The organism is Kitasatospora sp. NBC_01560, assembly GCF_045208415.1.
In the GTDB taxonomy this organism is placed as follows: Bacteria; Actinomycetota; Actinomycetes; order Streptomycetales; family Streptomycetaceae; genus Kitasatospora.
This window is the reverse complement of the sequence record NZ_CP109364.1, coordinates 6,207,328-6,228,059: the sequence shown is the minus strand read 5'-3', so window position 1 is coordinate 6,228,059 and position 20,732 is coordinate 6,207,328. Positions and strand designations below refer to the sequence as shown.

The 20,732-nt window shown below is 72.0% G+C and carries 17 protein-coding genes; 5 read left to right on the top strand and 12 right to left on the bottom strand.

Features of this window, described 5'->3' with window-relative positions; translation table 11 throughout:
- Positions 1–13: 13 nt before the first annotated feature.
- Positions 14–1,372, bottom strand: coding sequence for an aspartate aminotransferase family protein (locus OH807_RS27175; RefSeq protein ID WP_406203572.1), 1,359 nt, complete (start codon positions 1,370–1,372; stop codon positions 14–16).
- Positions 1,373–1,559: 187 nt separating this feature from the next.
- On the bottom strand, positions 1,560–3,053 hold the full coding sequence (locus tag OH807_RS27170) for a gamma-aminobutyraldehyde dehydrogenase (RefSeq protein WP_406203569.1): 1,494 nt from the start codon (positions 3,051–3,053) through the stop codon (positions 1,560–1,562).
- A gap of 251 nt (positions 3,054–3,304) precedes the next feature.
- Here OH807_RS27170 and OH807_RS27165 point away from each other — a divergent pair, with 251 nt between their 5' ends.
- The 4 genes from OH807_RS27165 (at position 3,305) to OH807_RS27150 (ending at position 7,369) form a co-directional block, all read left to right on the top strand.
- The gene (locus tag OH807_RS27165) at positions 3,305–3,778 is read left to right on the top strand and encodes an Lrp/AsnC family transcriptional regulator (RefSeq protein ID WP_030306695.1); all 474 of its coding nucleotides are present in this window, start codon (positions 3,305–3,307) and stop codon (positions 3,776–3,778) included.
- Entirely contained in the window at positions 3,775–5,169 is a 1,395-nt protein-coding gene (locus OH807_RS27160) for an aspartate aminotransferase family protein (RefSeq protein WP_406203566.1), read from the top strand. Before OH807_RS27165 ends, OH807_RS27160 begins: the two co-directional genes overlap by 4 nt.
- A gap of 211 nt (positions 5,170–5,380) precedes the next feature.
- Positions 5,381–6,190: an ABC transporter ATP-binding protein gene (locus OH807_RS27155; protein ID WP_406203563.1), complete on the top strand. Its 810-nt coding sequence runs from the start codon at positions 5,381–5,383 to the stop codon at positions 6,188–6,190.
- A gap of 27 nt (positions 6,191–6,217) precedes the next feature.
- The gene (locus OH807_RS27150; RefSeq protein WP_406203560.1) at positions 6,218–7,369 is read left to right on the top strand and encodes a hypothetical protein; all 1,152 of its coding nucleotides are present in this window, start codon (positions 6,218–6,220) and stop codon (positions 7,367–7,369) included.
- Between the two features lie 112 nt (positions 7,370–7,481).
- Here OH807_RS27150 and rlmN read toward each other — a convergent pair whose 3' ends face one another.
- From rlmN to rpsB, 6 genes are all read right to left on the bottom strand, one after another.
- On the bottom strand, positions 7,482–8,582 hold the full coding sequence (gene rlmN / locus OH807_RS27145; RefSeq protein ID WP_406203557.1) for a 23S rRNA (adenine(2503)-C(2))-methyltransferase RlmN: 1,101 nt from the start codon (positions 8,580–8,582) through the stop codon (positions 7,482–7,484).
- A 157-nt stretch (positions 8,583–8,739) separates the two neighbouring features.
- Entirely contained in the window at positions 8,740–9,882 is a 1,143-nt protein-coding gene (locus OH807_RS27140; RefSeq protein ID WP_406203554.1) for a phosphatidate cytidylyltransferase, read from the bottom strand.
- Positions 9,883–10,241: 359 nt separating this feature from the next.
- On the bottom strand, positions 10,242–10,799 hold the full coding sequence (frr, locus tag OH807_RS27135) for a ribosome recycling factor (protein ID WP_406203551.1): 558 nt from the start codon (positions 10,797–10,799) through the stop codon (positions 10,242–10,244).
- 119 nt (positions 10,800–10,918) lie between these two features.
- On the bottom strand, positions 10,919–11,683 hold the full coding sequence (gene pyrH / locus OH807_RS27130; protein WP_406203548.1) for a UMP kinase: 765 nt from the start codon (positions 11,681–11,683) through the stop codon (positions 10,919–10,921).
- Positions 11,684–11,944: 261 nt separating this feature from the next.
- On the bottom strand, positions 11,945–12,784 hold the full coding sequence (gene tsf, locus OH807_RS27125; RefSeq protein WP_406203545.1) for a translation elongation factor Ts: 840 nt from the start codon (positions 12,782–12,784) through the stop codon (positions 11,945–11,947).
- 129 nt (positions 12,785–12,913) lie between these two features.
- On the bottom strand, positions 12,914–13,828 hold the full coding sequence (gene rpsB, locus OH807_RS27120) for a 30S ribosomal protein S2 (RefSeq protein WP_406203542.1): 915 nt from the start codon (positions 13,826–13,828) through the stop codon (positions 12,914–12,916).
- Positions 13,829–14,815: 987 nt separating this feature from the next.
- On the opposite strand from rpsB, the gene OH807_RS27115 reads away from it, so the two are divergent.
- A complete protein-coding gene (locus OH807_RS27115; RefSeq protein WP_406203540.1) occupies positions 14,816–15,352 on the top strand; it encodes a murein hydrolase activator EnvC family protein in 537 nt (178 codons plus the stop codon).
- A gap of 13 nt (positions 15,353–15,365) precedes the next feature.
- Here OH807_RS27115 and OH807_RS27110 read toward each other — a convergent pair whose 3' ends face one another.
- From OH807_RS27110 to OH807_RS27095, 4 genes are all read right to left on the bottom strand, one after another.
- Positions 15,366–15,938: a TetR/AcrR family transcriptional regulator gene (locus OH807_RS27110; protein ID WP_406211215.1), complete on the bottom strand. Its 573-nt coding sequence runs from the start codon at positions 15,936–15,938 to the stop codon at positions 15,366–15,368.
- A 325-nt stretch (positions 15,939–16,263) separates the two neighbouring features.
- The gene (whiG, locus tag OH807_RS27105) at positions 16,264–17,124 is read right to left on the bottom strand and encodes an RNA polymerase sigma factor WhiG (protein WP_406211213.1); all 861 of its coding nucleotides are present in this window, start codon (positions 17,122–17,124) and stop codon (positions 16,264–16,266) included.
- A gap of 605 nt (positions 17,125–17,729) precedes the next feature.
- A complete protein-coding gene (gene dprA / locus OH807_RS27100; RefSeq protein WP_406203537.1) occupies positions 17,730–18,965 on the bottom strand; it encodes a DNA-processing protein DprA in 1,236 nt (411 codons plus the stop codon).
- A 71-nt stretch (positions 18,966–19,036) separates the two neighbouring features.
- Positions 19,037–20,731 carry a YifB family Mg chelatase-like AAA ATPase gene (locus OH807_RS27095; RefSeq protein ID WP_406203534.1) on the bottom strand — a complete coding sequence of 565 codons (1,695 nt, stop codon included), beginning with the start codon at positions 20,729–20,731 and terminating at the stop codon, positions 19,037–19,039.
- Between the last annotated feature and the right edge of the window lies 1 nt (position 20,732).

Sequence of the window (20,732 nt, the reverse complement as noted above, 5' to 3'; positions counted from 1 at the left end):
TCCTGTCGGTACGTCAGACAGTGTGCGCGTCGGTGATCGCCAGCACCTCGTCGAGCACGGCGAGGCCCGTCTTGGCCTCCTCCTCGGTGACGGTGCACGGCGGGACGACGTGGAACCGGTTCATGTTGACGAACGGCCAGAGCCCGCGCTGCTTGCAGGCGGCGGCCAGGGCGGCCATCGGCGCGTTGGCGGCGCCGGCCGCGTTGTACGGGACGAGCGGTTCGCGGGTGGACCGGTCCTTGACCAGGTCCAGCGCCCAGAAGACGCCCAGGCCGCGCACCTCGCCGATCGACGGGTGGCGCTCGGCCAGCTCGCGCAGGCCGGGGCCGAGCACGTTCTCGCCGATGTGCTTCGCGTGCTCGACGATGCCCTCCTCCGCCATCGTGGTGATGGTGGCCACGGCCGAGGCGCAGGCCAGCGGGTGACCGGAGTAGGTGAGCCCGCCGGGGAACGGCCGCTCGGCGAAGGTGGCGGCGATCTCCGCGCTGATCGCGACGCCGCCCAGCGGCACGTAGCCGGAGTTGACGCCCTTGGCGAAGGTCAGCAGGTCCGGGGTGACACCCCAGTGGTCGGCGGCGAACCACTCGCCGGTGCGGCCGAAGCCGGCCATCACCTCGTCGAGGATGAAGACGATGCCGTAGCGGTCGCAGATCTCCCGCACCCCGGCGAGGTAGCCCTGCGGCGGGATCAGGATGCCCGCGGTACCGACCACGGTCTCCAGGATGATCGCCGCGACGGTCCCCGGCCCCTCGAAGGCGATCACCTCCTCCAGGTGCTGCAGCGCGCGCTCGCACTCCTGCGCCTCGTTCTCGGCGTGGAAGTTGGAGCGGTACGCGTACGGGCCCCAGAAGTGGACCACGCCGGACACCCCGGTCTCGTTGGCCCAGCGGCGCGGGTCGCCGGTGAGGGCGATCGCGTTGGCGGTGGCGCCGTGGTACGAGCGGTAGGTCGACATGATCTTCTGCCGGCCGGTGTGCAGCCGGGCCAGCCGGATGGCGTTCTCGTTGGCCTCGGCGCCGCCGTTGGTGAAGAAGATCTTGTCGAGGTCACCGGGGGTGCGCTCGGCGATCAGCCGGGCCGCCTCGCTGCGCGGCTCGACGGCGAAGCCGGGCGCGATGGTGCAGAGCTTCGCGGCCTGCTCCTGGATCGCCGCGACCACCTTCGGGTGCTGGTGCCCGATGTTGGTGTTCACCAGCTGCGAGGAGAAGTCCAGGTAGCGGTTGCCCTCGTAGTCCCAGAAGTACGAGCCCTCGGCGCCGGCCACCGCGAGGGGGTCGATCAGCGCCTGGGCGGACCACGAGTGGAAGACGTGCGCGCGGTCGGCGGCCTTGACGGCCTGGCCGGCAGCTGAGTCAGCGGTGGGGATGCTCATGCGGCAAGGCTAGGGAGTACCGCCCCTGAAATGCAGGTTCATCTTGTCAGGCGGTCACGCGAACGGCCGACAGGGTGACAAGACACAGGGCCCGGGTCGAGAAGACCCGGGCCCATTGTCAGATCACACGACTTACTACTAGTTAGTACTAGATCGCCGTCATACCCCGCTCGACGGTCACAACCTGCTAGATCGCCGTCATGACGTGCTTCACACGGGTGTAGTCCTCGAAGCCGTAGGAGGAGAGGTCCTTGCCGTAGCCGGACTTCTTGAAGCCGCCGTGCGGCATCTCGGCGACCAGCGGGATGTGGGTGTTGATCCACACGCAGCCGAAGTCCAGCCGGCGCGACATCCGCATGGCGCGGGCGTGGTCCTTGGTCCACACCGAGGAGGCCAGTGCGAACTCGACGCCGTTGGCGTAGTCGACGGCCTGGTCCTCGTCGGAGAACTTCTGCACGGTGATGACCGGGCCGAAGACCTCGTTCTGGATGATCTCGTCGTCCTGGTTCAGGCCGGAGACGACGGTCGGGGCGTAGAAGTAGCCCTTGTCGCCGACCTGGTGGCCGCCGGACTCGACCTTGGCGTGCGCGGGCAGCCGCTCGATGAAGCCGGCGACCTGCTTCAGCTGGTTGGCGTTGTTCAGCGGGCCGTAGAGCACGTCCTCGTCGTCCACGCCGCCGGTCTTGGTCTCGGCCGCGGCCTTGGCCAGCGCCTCGACGAAGGCGTCGTGGATCGACTCGTGCACCAGCACGCGGGTGGCGGCCGTACAGTCCTGGCCGGCGTTGAAGAAGCCGGCCACCGAGATGCCCTCGACGGCCTCGGCGATGTCGGCGTCCTCGAAGACCACGACCGGGGCCTTGCCGCCCAGCTCCAGGTGGACGCGCTTGACGTCCTTGGAGGCGGACTCGGCGACCGAGATGCCGGCGCGCACCGAGCCGGTGATGGAGGCCATCGCCGGGGTGCGGTGCTCGACCATGGCCCGGCCGGTCTCGCGGTCGCCGCAGATCACGTTGAAGATGCCGGCCGGCAGGTCCAGGTCCTTGAGCACGCCGCCGATGATCTCGGCCAGCAGCACGGTGGAGGCCGGGGTGGTGTCGGAGGGCTTCAGCACCACGGTGTTGCCCGCGGCGATGGCCGGGGCGAACTTCCACACGGCCATCATCATCGGGTAGTTCCACGGCGCGACCTGGGCGCAGACGCCGACCGGCTCGCGGCGGACGATCGAGGTCATCCCGTCCATGTACTCGCCCGCGGCCTTGCCCTCCAGCAGGCGGGCGGCTCCGGCGAAGAAGCGGATCTGGTCCACCATCGGGCCGATCTCCTCGGAGAGGGTCAGCGCGCGGGGCTTGCCGGTGTTGCGCACCTCCACGTCGACGATCTCGTCGGCGCGGGCCTCGACCGCGTCCGCGATCTTGAGGAGCAGCTTCTGCCGGGTGCTCGGGGTCGCGTCGCGCCAGGCCGGGAAGGCCGCGGCGGCCGAGGCCATGGCGGCGTCGACGTCGGAGGCGCCGGACAGCGGAGACGTCGCATAGGCCTCACCGGTGGTGGGGTCCACGATGTCGAGCGTGCGGCCGTCCGCCGCGTCGACGAACTCACCGTTGATGTAGTTGCGCAGCGTGCGAAGGTCGCTCACGGGTCTCTCCTCGGTCTGGGCCTGCGGCGTTGCAGATTCCGGCGCCATGGTACGTCGGCGGGTCCGACGGGCGAAGGGCGTCGAGTGGCCGTGCCGGTGGCGGCGCGGTCCACTGGTTTGGCGGAACGCGCGGTGCTGCGGGGCGGCGCGCGTACCGTGGCCAGGGTACCGGGATGACTGCCGTTATCGACAGGCCAACTCAACGAACACAATGAAATCCGCATGCGATTTCCAAGATCACGACGAAATCAGCAGCAACCTCGCTTGCGAACACGGGAACGATCAGGCACAGTTGCGGCGTGGCCAACCGCGACCGGAACGCCAGCGTTCCCCTCGACGCCGCCTCCAAGGCGATCATCGAGCAGCTCCAGGAGGACGGGCGTCGCCCGTACGCCGCCATCGGCAAGGCCGTCGGCCTGTCCGAGGCAGCCGTACGACAGCGCGTCCAGAAGCTGCTCGACCAGGGCGTGATGCAGATCGTCGCCGTCACGGACCCGCTCACCGTCGGCTTCACCCGCCAGGCGATGGTCGGAATCCGGGTCGAGGGCGACATCGAGCCCGTCGCCGACGCGCTGGCCGCCCTCGACGAGGTCGACTACGTCGTCTGCACCGCAGGATCGTTCGATCTCCTGGCCGAACTGGTCTGCGAGGACGACGAGCACCTGCTCGAAATGATCAACAAGCGCATCCGCGCGCTTCCCGGCGTGCGGAGCACCGAGAGCTTCGTTTACCTGAAGCTCCGGAAACAGACCTACACCTGGGGCACCCGATGACAGCCGACCCGGCGCAGAAGGACCTTTCCAAGACCGCCTACGACCACCTGTGGATGCACTTCACCCGCATGTCGTCGTACGAGAACTCCCCCGTGCCGACGATCGTCAAGGGCGAAGGCACCTACGTCTGGGACGACAAGGGACGCAAGTACCTCGACGGCCTCGCCGGCCTGTTCGTCGTCCAGGCCGGCCACGGCCGCGAGGAGCTCGCCGAGGCCGCTGCCAAGCAGGCCAAGGAGCTCGCCTTCTTCCCGGTGTGGAGCTACGCCCACCCGAAGGCCGTCGAGCTGGCCGAGCGCCTGGCCAACTACGCCCCGGGCGACCTGAACAAGGTCTTCTTCTCCACCGGTGGCGGCGAGGCGGTCGAGACCGCCTGGAAGCTTGCCAAGCAGTACTTCAAGCTGACCGGCAAGCCGACCAAGTACAAGGTCATCTCGCGCGCCGTCGCCTACCACGGCACCCCCCAGGGCGCCCTGTCGATCACCGGCCTGCCGGGCCTGAAGGCCCCGTTCGAGCCGCTGGTGCCGGGCACCCACAAGGCCCCGAACACCAACATCTACCGCGCCCCGGCCTTCCTGACCGGCCCCGACGGCACGGTCGACCCCGAGGCCTACGGCCGCTGGTGCGCCGACGAGATCGAGGTGGCCATCCTCAACGAGGGCGCCGAGACCGTCGCCGCCGTCTTCGTCGAGCCGGTGCAGAACGCCGGTGGCTGCTTCCCGCCGCCGCCCGGGTACTTCCAGCGCCTGCGCGAGATCTGCGACCGCCACGACGTGCTGCTGGTCTCGGACGAGGTCATCTGCGCCTTCGGCCGCCTGGGCACCATGTTCGGCGCCGACAAGTTCGGCTACCAGCCCGACATGATCACCTGCGCCAAGGGCATGACCTCGGGCTACTCCCCGATCGGCGCCACGATCATCTCGGACCGCCTCGCCGAGCCGTTCTACAAGGGTGACAACACCTTCCTGCACGGCTACACCTTCGGTGGCCACCCGGTCTCCTCCGCGGTGGCGCTGGCCAACCTCGACATCTTCGAGCGCGAGGGCCTGAACCAGCACGTCCTCGACAACGAGGCGAACTTCCTGGGCACCCTGAACAAGCTGCGCGACCTGCCGATCGTCGGCGACGTCCGCGGCAACGGGTACTTCTACGGCATCGAGCTCGTGAAGGACAAGGTCACCAAGGAGTCGTTCAACGACGACGAGGTGGAGCGCGTGCTCTACGGCTTCCTGTCGAAGGCGCTCTTCGACAACGGCCTGTACTGCCGCGCCGACGACCGTGGCGACCCGGTCATCCAGCTGGCCCCGCCGCTGATCTCCGACCAGTCGACCTTCGACGAGATCGAGCAGATCCTGCGGACCAGCCTGACCGACGCGTGGGCGAAGATCTGACGACCTGATCCTCCTTCCCCACCCTCCGCCGAAGGGCGGTCCCGCTTCCCGCGGGACCGCCCTTCGGTGTTTTCTGATGATCACCCCGAACAAACACGCCTGATTCCGGGTGATTTGCCCCTGATGGGCCAGTGCGCCGCAACCGCGCCCGGTCCCGATCGTTCTAATCTGACGACTGTCATATCCCTGCGGCCACCCAGGATGGAACCTCATGTCAGCGGCCCCGCCTGACAACGACGTGCTGTGGGCCCGGGGGATCGTCAAGTCCCATCACGGCACGCCCGCCCTGCGCGGTATCTCGCTCGGCGTCCGGGACGGCGAGGTGCTGGCCGTCACCGGCCCGCGCGGCTCCGGCAAGAGCACGCTGCTCGGCTGCCTCTCGGCGCTCCTCCCCGTCGACGAGGGCGAGGTGTGGTTCAACAGCGCCCCCGTCCACACCCTCGGCCGGGCCGGCCGTGAACGCCTGCGCCGGGACCGCTTCGGCTTCGTCGGCTCCGAACCGCACCTGGTGCCCGAGCTGACCGCCCGGGAGAACGTCGCCCTGCCGCTGCTGCTCGCCGGAGCCGGCAACAAGGCCGCCTACACCGCGGCCGACGAGTGGCTGGAACGGCTGGACGTCGGCGAGATCGCCCGGGTGCGGCCCGACCGGCTGGTCCAGAGCCAGCGGCAGCGGATCGCCGTCGCCCGCGCGCTCGCCCCGCTGCCGCCGGTCGTCTTCGCCGACGACCCCACCGCCCCGCTGCACCGCGAGGCCGCCGACCAGGTCCTGCGGATACTGACCAGCGCGGCCCGCTCCCACCAGCTCACCCTCGTCCTGGCCACCCACGACCCCGAGCTCGTCCGGTACGCGGACCGCGCCGTCGCCCTCGTCGACGGCCGGCTGGCGGCCCCCGCCGCACCCGTAGCGCGCGGCGCCGCGACCGGAACGGCCGGCGCCGCAACCGCTCCGGGCACCATCGCCCCGGGCTCCGCCGTGCCGGGCACCGCCGGGGCGTCCGCCGTGTCGGCCACCCGCCGCTGACGCCGCCCTGCCGCTGAAAGAGTCGACGTGTTCTATCTCCGTCTGGCCCGGGGCTACCGGGTGCTCGACCTCGGCCGCTGGCTGCTCACCGCAGCGGCGAGCGCCGTCGTCGCCGCCTTCCTCCTGCGGGCCCTCGGCCGGGCGATGAGCGCCCCGGCCGACGGTGCCGACACCGTCGCCCGTCTGCTCTGGTGCCTGCCCCCGCTGGCCGCGGTCGCGTGGTTCGCCGCCGTGGCCGCGCGTGCGGTGCCGGCCCGGCGCCCCGAGCGGATCACCGGCCTGACCACCGCGGGGGCCGGATCGGCCCGGATCCGGACGCTGATCGCCGGCGAGATCTCGCTGGCCTGCACGCTCGGCTCCCTCGTGACCCTGCTGCTCTTCCTCGTCCTGCGCAACGACATCGCCGGGCCGTCGCTCGCCGCCGACCTCGGCATGGGCGTGCGGCTGCCGGCCGCCGCACCGGTCACCCTGCTCGCCCTGGTGCCGGTCACCGCCGGGATCGCGGCGGCCGGCGCGGTACCGCTCGCCGAGACCCTGCCCGGTCGGGTCCGACCGGGCCCGACCGGCTTCGGCCCGCTGCGGATCGCGCTGCCGGTCGGCCTGGCCGTGATCGGGCTCGCGCTGGAGCTGATCGCGCTACGGCCCGGCGCCGCCGCCGACGGCCGCCCGGTCCACCTGCCCGCCGGGCTCGGCACCACCAGCACCGCCGCCCTCGGCGGCTGGGCGGCGAGCGCACTCGGCCTCGCCCTGCTCACCGGCCCGCTGCTCGCCTGGGCCGGGCGGCTGCTCGCCGTCGGCCGGCCGACCCCGCTGCGGCTGCTGGCCGGGCGCGGCCTGACCGCGCAGGCCCGTCGGCTCGGCCCGCCGCTGGCCGTGCTCACCCTGGCGCTGGCGCTGGCGCTCACCACCATCCGCTACTGGATCGGCACGCCCGACAGCGCCGACGCGCTGCCGGCGATCGAGGCCTGCCTGGTGCTGGGCTGCACGGCGGCCGCCGTGGCGTCCCGGCTGGCCGAGCTCCGCACCGCCCGCCGGGACGTCGCCGACGCGCTGCTGCGGCTCGGCGCCTCGCCGCGGCTGCTGGCCGGGGCGGTGGCGCTGCGGACCCTGGCGGTCGGCACGGTGCTGCTCGTCACCGGCGGGCTGACCGCCGTTCTGGCGGCCGCCGGGCTGCGCTGAGCCGGCCCGTAGCTGCACGCGCCGACGCGGCCCGGGCCGGGGACGTGCCCCGGGGCCCGGCCGCAGTCACGGTCGCAGTCACGGTCGCGGTCGCTGCCGCAGTCGCGGTCGGTCAGCCTGCTGCGGCGAGCTGACCGCAGGCGCCGTCGATCTCCTGGCCACGGGTGTCCCGGACGGTGGTCGGCACGCCGTGCGCCTGGAGCCGGCGGACGAACTCGCGCTCGTCCTCGGGCCGGGAGGCCGTCCACTTGGAGCCGGGCGTCGGGTTCAGCGGGATCAGGTTGACGTGCACCCGGTGATTCTTGATCAGCCGGCCGAGCAGGTCCGCCCGCCACGCCTGGTCGTTGATGTCCTTGATCAGCGCGTACTCGATGGAGATCCGGCGACCGGACTTCTCCGCGTAGTTCCACGCCGCGTCGAGCACCTCGGCGACCTTCCACCGGGTGTTGACCGGCACCAGCTCGTCGCGCAGCTCGTCGTCCGGGGCGTGCAGCGACAGCGCCAGCCGGCAGGAGAGGCCCTCGTCGGCGAGCCGGTTCATCGCGGGGACGAGACCGACGGTGGAGACGGTGATGCCGCGCTGGGAGAGGCCGAAGCCGTCCGGCGCCGGGTCGGTGAGCCGCCGGATCGAGGCCAGCACCCGGTTGTAGTTGGCCAGCGGCTCGCCCATGCCCATGAAGACGACGTTGGAGAGCCGCGCCTCGCCGCCCGGGATCTCGCCGTCCTTGAGCGCGCGCATGCCGGCGGCGATCTGCTCGACGATCTCGGCGGTGGAGAGGTTCCGCGTCAGCCCGGCCTGCCCGGTCGCGCAGAACGGGCAGTTCATGCCGCAGCCGGCCTGCGAGCTGATGCACATCGTGACCCGGTCCGGGTAGCGCATCAGGACCGACTCGACGAGCGTGCCGTCGAACAGCTTCCAGAGCGTCTTGCGCGTGGTGTCGTCGTCGCAGGACACGTGCCGGACCACCGACATCAGCTCGGGCAGCAGGCCCTCGGTGAGCTTCTCCCGGCTGGCCGCGGGGATGTCCGTCCAGCTCGCCGGGTCGTTCGACATCCGGCCGAAGTAGTGGTTGGAGAGCTGCTTCGCGCGGAACGGCTGCTCGCCCAGCTCGGCGACGGCCTCCTTGCGCTCGGCGGGGCTCAGGTCGGCGAGGTGTCGCGGGGGCTTGGCGCCACGCGGCGCGACAAAGGTGAGTTCTCCGGGCTTAGGCATGATTCATCCAGTGTCTCAGACCCCGCGGGGTGGACCGGCGGCGTGGACGCGCGACGTGGACCGACGGCGTGGACCGACGACGTCGACGCACGACGTGGACCGACGACGAAAGCCCCGGACGCCGGGCGTCCGGGGCCCCGTACGGGCCGTGCCTTGCTCAGCTCCCGACGAAGGCCGCCAGCAGCAGCCAGACCACGGGGGCGGTCGGCAGGAGCGAGTCGAGCCGGTCCATGATGCCGCCGTGGCCCGGCAGCAGCGTGCCCATGTCCTTGATGCCGAGGTCGCGCTTGATCATCGACTCGCCCAGGTCCCCCAGGGTCGCGACGACCGCCGCGCAGCCACCCAGGATCAGGCCCTGCCACCAGCTGCCGTCGTCGATGATCAGCTCCATCAGGAGCGCACCCGCCAGCATCGACAGGCCGATGCCGCCGGCCAGGCCCTCGCGGGTCTTGCCCGGGCTGATCGCCGGGGCCAGCTTGGTCTTCCCGAACTTGTAGCCCACCGCGTAGGCGCCGGTGTCGCTGCAGACCGTGACGATCAGGAACAGGACGATCCGCTGCGGTCCGTCGTCGGCCGCCAGCATCATCGCCACGAACGTGGCCAGGAACGGGACGTAGAAGGCGGTGAAGATGCCCGCCGTTATGTCGCGCAGGTAGTTCTCCGGCGGCTCGGCCATCCGCCAGACCATCACCGCCAGCCCGGTCAGCGCCAGCGAGGCCGCCGCCCACTGCACCCCGGACCAGTAACCGGTGGCGATCATCGCGATGCCGCCCGCGACCAGCGGGATCAGCGGCGCCTTGATCTGCTTGCGCTCCGCCAGCCGGCTCGTCAGCTCCCAGACGCCGACCGACACGGCCGCCATCACCACGACCAGGAAGAACGCCTTGACGACGAACAACGAGGCGATGATCACCGCGCCGAGGCCGACCCCCACGCCTATCGCGGCCTGGAGGTTGCGACCACCACGCTGCTTGCGCGGCTGCGGCTGCGGGTCGGGCTGGGCCACTGGTGTCTCCTGCCCTGGGTGGGACGACGGCACAGGGTGGGGCTGCCCGGCCGCCGGGTGGCTCTGCGGCGGCGCGGGGTACGCCGGGGCCCCCGGGTACGGCCGGCCGCCGGGGGCGGGGGTGGGTGCGGAAGCCGCGTCGTCGGTGATCGCGCGCAGCACGACCGTCTCGGCCGCGCCCGGCACCCCCGTCCGGGGCTGCTCGTCCCGGAACAGCGGGCCGCTCAGCCGGCCGGCCTCCCGGGCCTGCCCCTCGGCGGGGGTGGGGCCCGGGTCGGCCGGTACGGGACGCATGACCTGAGTCTCCTCCGCATCGCCGCCCCAGTACACCGGAGGCTGCTGCGAGTGACCCGTTCGGTGGCCGGGGTCACCCGCAGCGGCACCCGGCACGGGCTGCTGCCGCACCGGCGGCTGCTGCGGCTGCGGGTGCTGATAGTGCTGTGCCGGGGGCTGCTGCGGCTGCTGGTGCACGGGCTGGTGCGGTGCCGACGGCTGGTGCTGTGCCGACGGCTGCTGGTGGTGCTGTGGTGCCTGCGGCTGCTGCTGCACCGGCTGCGCGGGCCGGTACGGAGGGTGCTGCTGGTGCTGCTGGTACGGCGGGAACTGCTCGTCGGATGGGCCCCAGTAGCCAGGGGCGTCAGGGGCGTCGTTCATCAGACTTCGAGCAGCTCGGCTTCCTTGTGCTTCAGCAGCTCGTCGACACCGGCCACGTACTTGGCGGTGACGTCGTCGAGCTCCTTCTCCGCGCGACGGCCCTCGTCCTCACCGATCTCGCCGTCCTTGACCAGCTTGTCGATGGCGTCCTTGGCCTTGCGGCGCACGGAGCGGATCGAGACCTTGGCGTCCTCGCCCTTGCCGCGGGCGACCTTGATGTACTCGCGGCGACGCTCCTCGGTGAGCTCGGGGAGCATCACCCGGATGATGGAGCCGTCGTTGCTCGGGTTGACGCCCAGGTCGGAGTCACGGATCGCCTGCTCGATCGCCTTCAGCGCGGTCTTGTCGAACGGCGCGACGACCGCCATCCGCGGCTCCGGCACGGAGAAGGAGGCCAGCTGGTTGATCGGCGTCACGGCGCCGTAGTACTCGGCCACGATCTTGGCGAACATCGCCGGGTGGGCACGGCCGGTGCGGATGGCGGCGAAGTCGTTCTTGGCGACCTCGACGGCCTTCTCCATCTTTTCCTCGGCCTCGAGGAGGGTCTCTTCGATCACTGTGTACTCCCTGTCCGGTTCGTCTGCTGGTGTCCCGACCGGTGACGGCGTCGAAGCCGGTCGCGGTGTGGAGGGCGCCGGTCGCGCTGCCGGTGCCCTCCGGTACGGCTGACTGCTGCTCAGGCCCGGACAGAATCCTGGCTGATGAGTGTGCCGATCTTCTCACTCTTCACCGCGCGCGCGATATTGCCCTCCGCCAGCAGCTCGAAGACCAGCATCGGGAGGTTGTTGTCCTTGCACAGCGTGATCGCGGTGAGGTCGGCGACCTTGAGGTCGCGGGCAATGACCTCGGAGTACTCCAGCGCGTCGAACTTCACCGCGTCGGGGTTGGTCCGGGGGTCGGAGTCGTAGACGCCGTCCACGCCGTTCTTGCCCATCAGCAGCACGTCGGCGTGCACCTCCAGCGCACGCTGGACGGCGGTCGTGTCGGTGGAGAAGTACGGCATGCCCATACCGGCCCCGAAGATCACCACGCGGCCCTTCTCCAGGTGCCGGACGGCGCGCAGCGGCAGGTACGGCTCGGCGACCTGGCCCATCGTGATGGCGGTCTGGACCCGGGTCTCGATGCCCTCCTTGACCAGGAAGTCCTGCAGCGCCAGGCAGTTCATGACGGTGCCGAGCATGCCCATGTAGTCGGAGCGGGCCCGGTCCATGCCGCGGACCTGGAGTTCGGCGCCGCGGAAGAAGTTGCCGCCGCCGATGACCACCGCCACCTCGGTGCCGGCGCGGACGACCGTGGCGATCTCGCGGGCGATCGCGTGCACGACGTCCGGGTCGACGCCGAGCCCGCCGCCACCGGCGAAGGCCTCACCGGACAGCTTCAGCAGCACCCGGCGGCGCGAACCGCCCTGGGGGCCCTGCGCGGTCTCCTGCGTCTCCTGCATGGACTTCTCCTTCTACACCTACTGGTTCACAGACACGGGGGTGCGGAGCCCAGGCCTGCGCGTACACGCGAGGAGGCCACTGCCGCGGGAACCGGTACGGTGTCCTGCACGGCAATGGCCTCCTCGTCGTTCATGGTGCCGACGCGGCCCGCCCATAGACGGATGACGCTGGGTGAGCCCGTTCGGCGCGTCCCACCGCCCTGGTCAGCGGGCGGGGGCGGTTCCTCCCAGCCTAAGGCCGGGAGTCCGGTGGAACGTGGCTCAGGCGCCGACGCGGAAGCGGGCGAAGCGCTTGAGGGCGACGCCGTTCTCCTCGAGGACCTTGGCGACGCTCTTCTTGTTGTCCTTCGCGAAGGCCTGCTCCAGGACGGAGTTCTCCTTCACGAAGCCGGTGACGCGACCCTCGACGATCTTCGCCAGGGCGGCCTCGGGCTTGCCCTCCTCGCGGGCGGTGGCCTCGGCGACGCGACGCTCGTTCTCAAGCGCCTCGGCCGGGATCTCCTCGCGGGACAGGTACTTCGGCGCGAAGGCGGCGATGTGCTGCGCGACGTCCTTGGCGACCTCGGCGTTCTCCTTGTCCAGCTCGACCAGGACGCCGACGGCCGGCGGGAGGTCGGGGCTGGTCTTGTGGAGGTAGACCGCGACGAAGCCGTCACCCGAGAACTGGGCGAAGCGACGGAAGACGATCTTCTCGCCCAGGGTGGCGTTGGCCTCGTCCACGAACTGCTGGACGGTCTTGCCGGCCTCGATCTCGGAAGCCAGCGCGGCCTCCAGGTCGGCCGGGGCGGTCGCGGCGACGTGGACGGCGATCGCGTCGGCGACCTTGACGAAGTTGTCACCCTTGGCGACGAAGTCGGTCTCGCAGTTGAGCTCGACCAGCACGCCGGACTTCTTGTCCTCGGCGATCAGCGCGGCGACGGCGCCGTTGGAGGCGTCACGGCCCTCGCGCTTGGCGACGCCCTTCTGACCCTTGATGCGCAGGAGCTCGACGGCCTTGTCGACGTTGCCCTCGGCCTCGTCCAGAGCCTTCTTGCAGTCCATCATGCCGGCGCCGGTGAGCTCACGGAGCTTCTTGACGTCCGCGGCGGTGAAGTTCGCCATGGTGTGAATCTCTTCTCGCGTCTCGCGTGTCTGCGTGGGGTTGCGCCGGGACCGATGATTCGGTCCCGGCGCGGGAGAGAGGGGCACCTACCGGTGTCGTACCGGCGGGTGCCCCTCACCCTGGGTACGTCAGGCCTGCTCGGCCGGAGCCTCGTCGGCAACGACCTCGGCGGCCGGGGCCTCGACGGCCGGGGTCTCGTCGGCAGCAGCCTCGGCAGCGGGGGCCTCGTCGGCAGCAGCCTCGGCGGCCGGGGCCTCCTCGGCCTTCTTCTCGCCCTCGAGGATGTCCTTCTCCCAGTCGGCCAGCGGCTGGTCGGCGCCCGGCTCGGCCTTCGCGTCGCCCTTGGCGACACCCGCGCGGGACTTGAGGCCCTCGGCGACGGCGTCGGCGATCACGCGGGTCAGCAGGGTGACGGAGCGGATCGCGTCGTCGTTGCCCGGGATCTTGTAGTCGACCTCGTCGGGGTCGCAGTTGGTGTCGAGGATGGCGACGACCGGGATGTTGAGCTTCCGGGCCTCACCGACCGCGATGTGCTCCTTCTTGGTGTCCACGATCCAGACAGCGCTGGGAACGCGCTGCATGTCGCGGATACCGCCGAGGGTCTTCTCGAGCTTGGTGTGCTCGCGCTCCAGAACCAGGAGCTCCTTCTTGGTGAGACCGGAGCCGGCCACATCCGAGAAGTCGATCTCGCCGAGTTCCTTCATCCGCTGCAGACGCTTGTAGACGGTCTGGAAGTTGGTCAGCATGCCGCCGAGCCAGCGCTGGTTCACGTAGGGCATGCCCACGCGGGTGGCCTGCTCGGCGATGGCCTCCTGGGCCTGCTTCTTCGTGCCGACGAAGAGGACGCTGCCGCCGTGGGCAACGGTCTCCTTGATGAACTCGAAGGCGCGGTCGATGTAGTTCAGCGACTGCAGGAGGTCGATGATGTAGATGCCGTTGCGCTCCGTGATGATGAAGCGCTTCATCTTCGGGTTCCAGCGGCGGGTCTGGTGACCGAAGTGGACGCCGCTCTCCAGCAGCTCCCGCATCGTGACGACGGCCATAGCCGTACTCCTAAGGTGTTGCGCCCGGCTCCCGCGCAGCGGCTCTCGTGGTTCGCGCGGTGGCGCTCCCCGTCAGGGCGACTGCATGCGGCCGGGTCAGGCTCGGTTTTGTCCGTGGCAGCCAGGTGACAGCCACGCCTGACGCCCCGAACGTGCCGAGCCGCTTCGGCCCGAAGGGTCCGGAGACCGCGTCGGGCTCGGCGGACCGAGCGGCACTCGCACCTGGCGGGGGCGGCGGCTGAGCCGCTTCCGACCACCGGTGGCGGGGCGTGCGAAGTCGACCCGGCGGACCGGGTCGCGTGTGAAGTGTACGGGAAGCCCCGAGCAGCGGGCGACTCCAACGGGACGGGTGGGGCGGGGGTGGGGGTGGGAGCAGGGGTGGGAGCAGGGGTGGGAGCGGGGGTGGGGGGCTCGGGCGGGGCTTGGGTCGGGGGCCTTTGTGCGGGCTCGGGCTGAGTGCCTTGTGAGGGCGGGGCGGAGCTCGGTCGGGGCGCGGGTGTGGGGGTGCGGGTGTGGGGGTGCGGGTGTCGGGGTGCGGGTGTCGGGGTGCGGGTGTCGGGGCTCGGGTGCGGGTGTGCGGGTGCGGGTGGGTGTGGGGGTGGTTGTCCACAGGGGTCGAGTTGTCCACAGGAACAGGCGGCACGCTGGCCGGGGCGGCGCAGCGCGGGGAGCCTCGACCGCATGACTGCCTTTGCTCCCCCTCGAATCGCCCTCCCGGCGACGCTCCGCCCTGGGCACGGGTGCCGGTCGGTGGCTCCGGGATTGTCTGCTCCGATGGCACGTGTGGCACTGGCCACGCCGCTGGTGGCTGCATTGCTGGTGGCCGGACTTCTGGCGGCTCGACTTCTGGTGGCCGGACTGCTGGTGGCCGGCGTGCCGGGACCGGTGGGGCACGCGGCACCCGGGCCTGCAGCGGCCAGGCCTACGGCAACGACGGGACGGTCCGCGGTGGCAGGGCCGGCGTCCGGCTGGGTCACAGCGCGACGGGTGGCAGCCGGACGGGTCATGGTCGGGCGCCGTCCGGGGAGTACCTTCGCCATTGCCTCCGGGACGGCTGCTGGGACCGTCCCCGGTCCCGCTGCCGGGTACGGGTCCGCGCGGGCCTGGCCGGTGGGCGGGCCGGGCGGACTGGTCGCACGGTTCGAGGCGCCGCCGAAGCCGTGGGCCGCCGGGCACCGAGGCGTCGACCTGGCCGCCGCTCCGGGTGGGGAGATCCGTGCGGCCGCCCCCGGCGTGGTCACGTTCTCCGGCCTGGTGGCCGGCCGGCCGGTGGTCACCGTGACGCACACCGCGTCCGGCGCACCCCCGTTGCGGACCACCTATCTGCCGGTCACCGGCACCGTGGCGGTGGGCACCGCGGTCGCGGCCGGCGAGGAGATCGGCCGGCTCGCGCCCGACACCGGGCACTGCGCCGGCAAGGACTGCCTGCACTGGGGGCTGCTCCGCGGCGAGCGCTATCTCGACCCGCTGGCCCTGTTCGGCTCGGGCGCCGCACGACTGCTCCCGCTCGGCCGGCACCGGTGAGGCCGCCCTCCGCTCAGCTCCCGCCCAGGCCGTGCAGGGCGAGGGCGACGGCGGCGTCCGCGATCACGTCCGGCCCGGCGGCGGGGCCACCCGCGGCTCGCTGCTCGGCCTGCCGGACGGCGGCCTCCACGATTCCCTGGAGCAGCGCCGCCGCCAGACGCGGCTGCTCGTGGCCGAGGTCCTCCAACGCCTGGACGACCAGGCCGACCAGCTTGCCGTGTGCCGCCCGGATGCGCTCCCGTGCCGCCTCGTCCAGCTCCAGCGCCGAGATCGCCGCCACCGCCCGGTGACGCGGGTCCCCGGCGAGTGCGAGCTGGCCCCGGACGTACGCCTCGACCCGGCCAGCCGCGGTGTCGCAGCTCTCCATCCCCGCCTCGATCTCGGCTGCCCAGAGTGGGAAGTCGACCTCGCAGAGCACCTCGACCACCGCGCCCCGCGAACGGAAGTACTCGTAGACCGACGAACGCGCCAGCCCGGTGCGCGCCGCGAGGGCGGGGAAGGTCAGGGCCTCCATCCCTCCTTCGGTGAGGAGGCTGCGGGCAGCGTCGAGGAGGGCTGCCTGCTGCAGCTGGCGATGCTCGGCCAAAGTGGCCGCTCGGATCTTCGGCACCCTCCCACTGTACGGAGCCCTACACCTCCGCCGATACGGCGCCGCACCTCGGCGGAGGCGGGCAGGGGCGAACGGGGGTGCCGACGGCCGCGGCGGCACGGCCGGGAGCGCCTCCGGCGAAGGTAAACGGACGGCACAGGCCGAGACGGGTTGGACCGACGAGACACCGGGCGGGCGGGCGAAGCCCCTGTTGGGACATTGGGACAGGAGCGGGGCGGCGCAGGCGGCGTAGGGCGGCGCGGGGCGGCGCAGGACCAGGTAGGACGGAGCCACGTCCACGCCCGGCCGGGAGCAGCCGTCGCTACCGGATGTCGGACAGCTTGGCCCGCAGTTGCAGCACCGACTTGGTGTGGATCTGGCTGACCCGGCTCTCCGTCACCCCCAGGACCTGACCGATCTCGGCGAGGGTCAGCCCCTCGTAGTAGTAGAGCGTCACCACCGTCTTCTCCCGCTCGGGGAGCGTGTTGACCGCATGGGCCAGCAGCCTTCGCAGCTCCCGGTCCTCGGCCACCTCGACGGGGTTGTCCGCGCCGTGGTCCTCCAGCGTGTCCATCAGGCTCAGTCGGTCCCCGCTCTCACCGACCGGGTGGAGCAGTTCGTCGAGCGCGACCACGTTGGCGAGGGAGAGCTGGCTGAAGATCGTGTGCAGGTCCTCGATCGCGATGCCCATTTCGGCGGCGACCTCGGGTTCGTGCGGCGTCCGGCGCAGCCGCGCTTCCAGCGTCGCGTACGTCCGCTCGACCGCCTTGGCCTTCTGCCGCACCGAACGCGGGATCCAGTCCAGCGCCCGGAGCTCGTCGATGATCGCCCCGCGGATCCGGCTGATGGCGTACGTCTCGAACTTGATCGCGCGGTCGATGTCGAACTTCTCGATCGCGTCGATCAACCCGAAGACACCGGAGGAGACGAAGTCGGCCTGTTCGACGTTGGAGGGCAGGCCGACCCCGACTCGGCCGGCCACGTATTTGACGAGGGGTGAGTAGTGCAGGATCAGCTGCTCCCGAAGCCGCTGGTCACCCGTCTCCTTGTAGGCGCGCCAGAGCTCTTCGAGCGCCGTGCGCTCACGGCCGGCCGGCTCACGCCGCGGGGCAGGCGTCGCCGCGAGGGTTTCGGCGGGCGCCGCCGCCGAGGTCGCGGCGGGGGCGCTCGCAGGAGTGTCCACTCCTCCGGGTGGGGGGCGGTCGGTGTCGATGGATGCCGGGCCGGTCGGCGGGGGCACCGTACCGGCACCGGCCTCGGGTGCGCCGGGCTGTTCGGGGGCGTCCGGCGCACCGGGCGCGTCCGGCCGGTCGGCGTACGCCCCCGTGCTCCCCGGCCGGCCGCCCTGCCGGGCGAGGGCCCCCATCGCACCCGTCGCCTTGGGCGGGAACTCGGTCACGGGGCGCCGCTCGGTCCGCGGCCCGCCCGAGGACCGGGCGCCACCGGTCACTCTGTGTCCGGGAATGTGTGTGGGCATGCGTTGGTCTGCGCCGTTCTGCCGAGTCGTGTGCTGATAGGGAAGGCATGGCGAGCGTAGCGTGACCGAGTCACTGCAATGTGCTACCGCCACTCGGTCGTCCCCCGATCCGGTGGCGTTCGTGTCACCGGAACCGGGCGTCGGGGGCGGACGGGCCGCGGCCCTGATCACGCCACCTGCTCCCACTCGGAGGGTGCCGCGCCGTCACATGGCCCTCGGGCCGGCCCCTCCGCCGGTCCACCTTCCGTCCACGCCCCGCCACCCACGCCCCGCCGCCCACGCCTGCTGCCCGGCTTTCGTGGCGGACGTACTCAGTCGCCTCCCCTCCTGCGCACCAGCCGCCAGTGCGCACCGTGCCGTTCGACGTACCCGAGGGAGCCCAACTCGTAGAGCCGTTGCAACACTTCGTCCGGCGGGAGCCCCGACTGCCGGGCCAAGCGTTCCACCGGGGCTCCGTCCGGGGTGGCCGGCACGGCCTCCAGCACCCGCGCCGCCGCCGGTTCCAGCAAGTCCCTGGGCAGCACCGGACCGCTCCGCTGCGGTGCCAGGTCGTCGCCGATCGCTCCGATCAGCTCGGCGACCTCGGCCGCGTCGGTGACCAGGGTGGCCCCGCCGCTGCGGATCAGGGCGTGCACCCCGGCGGAGAGCTCGGACGTCACCGGGCCCGCAACACCCATGGTGTGCCGGTTGAGGTCACGGGCGCGTCGGGCCGTGCTGAGCGCCCCGCTGCGCAGGGCCGCCTCAACCACCACCGTGCCCCGGGTGAGTGCCGCGATGACCCGGTTGCGCAGGACGAACCGGAACCGGTTCGGGTGCTCCCCCGGCGGCAGTTCGCTCAGCAACAGCCCCTGGGAGACGATCCGCCGGATCAGATCGGCATTGCCGCGCGGGTAGGCCACGTCCACCCCGCAGGCGAGCACCCCGACGGTCATCCCGCCGACGGCGAGCGCGCCCCGGTGGGCGGCGGCGTCGATCCCGTACGCCGCACCGGAGACCACCACCCACCCCCGCTCGGCCAACTGGGCCGACAGCTCCCCCGCGACATGCGCGCCGTACGCCGTACAGGCCCGCGCCCCGACGACCGCGACCGACCGGAGTGCGAGCAGTCGCAACGAACCGGTGCCCGCCACCCAGAGGCCGGTCGGCCTGCCGTCACCCAGGTCGTCCAGCTGGCTCGGCCACTCCGTGTCGCCCGGAATGATGAAGCGCCCGCCGACGGTTCGCATTCGCTCCAGATCGGCGGCGGGATCGACGTCCACGAGTCGGGCCCGATAGGCCGCCAACCGGTCCGCGTCCAGCCCCGGGTGGTCGGGCACGGTACCGTCGCGGATCGCCCGGACCACATCGACGGCGGCGAGCCGGGACAGCCAGCGGCCCAGGACGGCGTCGCCCGGTTCGCTGAGCCGGCTCAGCACCGCTCGGGCGAGGCGCTCCGGCTCGACCCCGGGAGCCGTCCCGGGACTCGGACCAGTCCCGGGACCACCACCGGAGCCGGTGTCGGGACCGGCCGCGCGACTGCTACCGGCGGGCGGCTGACGGTGGTTCATCGTCCGGTTCACAAGCTCGTCCCCTCGTCTTCCGATCTGCTGTTCGGTCCGCTGCCCCGTCTGCTGTCCGGTCATCGGTCACCACCGCCCGGACGTGGTCCGATCCGCTCGTCTTCCTTGGACACGGCATCCGGGGAGGCCCGGCCGCCGGATCCGCCGAAGGCGCGGCCGGCCAGTGGCAGTCCCTGCTCGACGCCGGTCCGCAGGACCAGAGCCGTCCGCAGGTCCCGTTCGTCCGGCCGGTCCCGGCCTGCGAGATCGGCCACCGTCCAGGCGACCCGGAGCACCCGGTCCAGGCCACGGGCGGTCAGCAGTCCGCGCTCCAACTGGTGTGCGGCGTCGTTCAGCGCACCGGGCGCGAGCTGCCAGCGGGTGCGCAGTTCGTGGCCCGGCACCTCGGCATTTGTCCGCCACGGTGTGTCGGCCAGGCGGGTCGCCGCCCGCTCCCGTGCGGCCAGCACCCGGGCCGCGACGGTCTTGGTGGTCTCCGCGGTGCTGTCCCGCTCCATCAGCTCGACCCTGGTCACCGGGGCGACCTGGACCTGGAGGTCGACCCGGTCGAGCAGCGGCCCGGAGAGCCTCCCCTGGTACCGGCTGACCATCGTGGGCGTGCACTCGCAGCCCTCGCCCCGGCGCGAGTACCGCCCGCAGGGACAGGGGTTGGCGGCCAGACAGAGCAGGAACCTCGCCGGGAGCCGGAGCGACCCGGCCGAGCGCGCGATCACCACCTCGCCCGACTCCAGCGGCTGGCGCAGCGCATCGAGTACCCGGACCGGAAACTCCGGCGCCTCGTCCAGGAACAGCACGCCCCGGTGCGCCAGGGAGACCGCGCCCGGCCTGGGCAGGCCGCTCCCGCCGCCCACGATCGCCGGCATCGTGGTGGAGTGGTGCGGAGCGCAGTACGGCGGGCTGCCGATCAGCGGCCGCCCCGCCGGGAGCAGCCCGGCCACGGAGTGGACCGCGGTGACCTCCAGGGCCTCCTTCTGCGTGAGCGGAGGCAGCAGGGCCGGCAACCGCTCCGCCAGCATCGTCTTCCCGGCACCCGGCGGACCCTTCAGGTACAGGTGGTGGCCGCCGGCGGCGGCGATCTCCAACGCCCGCCTGGCCTCGTACTGGCCGGCCACATCGGCCAGGTCGAGCCGGGACGCCTTGTCGTCGGGGATCCCGCGCACGCCGGCGGTGGGGAGCATCAGCCCCGCCATGAGTGCGTCCGGGCGCCCTGCGACCGGGTCGGGCGGCTCCTCCGGCGCGGGGGCACCGGTGAGGATGGCGATCAGCTGGCGCAGGCTGCGCACCCCGATCACCGTGACGCCGGGGACGAGGGAGGCCTCGGCCACGGTCTGTTCGGCCACCACCACCCGCTGGTACCCGGCGTCGGCTGCGGCGAGCACCGACGGGAGCACCCCGCGTACCGGGCGTACCCGGCCGTCCAGGCCCAGCTCGCCGATGATCAGCAGATCGGCGATCGTGGACGGGTCCAGCCGCTCGGCGGCGGCCAGTACCGCGCAGGCGACGGCGAGGTCGAAACCGCTGCCGCTCTTGGGCACCGAGGCAGGGCTGAGTCCGACCGTCAGTTTCCGCTGCGGCCAGGCCTCTCCGCTGTTCACGAGAGCCGCGCGGACCCGGTCGCGGGCCTCGGACAGGGCCTTGTCCGGCAGGCCGACCAGGGTGAAGGCGGCGACTCCCGGCTCCAGATCGGCCTGGACCTCGACGATCACGCCGTCGACGCCGACGAGGGCAACGGAGCAGGTGCGGGCGAAGGCCATC

What these genes read in the sequence shown, in the direction of transcription:
- pyrH (WP_406203548.1), bottom strand. Translation starts at nt 11,683, where the DNA reads ATGCAGGAGACGCAGGAGACCGCGCAGGGCCCCCAGGGCGGTTCGCGC.
- rlmN (WP_406203557.1), bottom strand. Translation starts at nt 8,582, where the DNA reads ATGCCTAAGCCCGGAGAACTCACCTTTGTCGCGCCGCGTGGCGCCAAG.
- OH807_RS27175 (WP_406203572.1), bottom strand. Translation starts at nt 1,372, where the DNA reads ATGAGCATCCCCACCGCTGACTCAGCTGCCGGCCAGGCCGTCAAGGCC.
- OH807_RS27140 (WP_406203554.1), bottom strand. Translation starts at nt 9,882, where the DNA reads ATGCGTCCCGTACCGGCCGACCCGGGCCCCACCCCCGCCGAGGGGCAG.
- OH807_RS27170 (WP_406203569.1), bottom strand. Translation starts at nt 3,053, where the DNA reads ATGGCGCCGGAATCTGCAACGCCGCAGGCCCAGACCGAGGAGAGACCC.
- OH807_RS27155 (WP_406203563.1), top strand. Translation starts at nt 5,381, where the DNA reads ATGTCAGCGGCCCCGCCTGACAACGACGTGCTGTGGGCCCGGGGGATC.
- OH807_RS27160 (WP_406203566.1), top strand. Translation starts at nt 3,775, where the DNA reads ATGACAGCCGACCCGGCGCAGAAGGACCTTTCCAAGACCGCCTACGAC.
- dprA (WP_406203537.1), bottom strand. Translation starts at nt 18,965, where the DNA reads ATGAACCACCGTCAGCCGCCCGCCGGTAGCAGTCGCGCGGCCGGTCCC.
- rpsB (WP_406203542.1), bottom strand. Translation starts at nt 13,828, where the DNA reads ATGGCCGTCGTCACGATGCGGGAGCTGCTGGAGAGCGGCGTCCACTTC.
- tsf (WP_406203545.1), bottom strand. Translation starts at nt 12,784, where the DNA reads ATGGCGAACTTCACCGCCGCGGACGTCAAGAAGCTCCGTGAGCTCACC.
- OH807_RS27095 (WP_406203534.1), bottom strand. Translation starts at nt 20,731, where the DNA reads ATGGCCTTCGCCCGCACCTGCTCCGTTGCCCTCGTCGGCGTCGACGGC.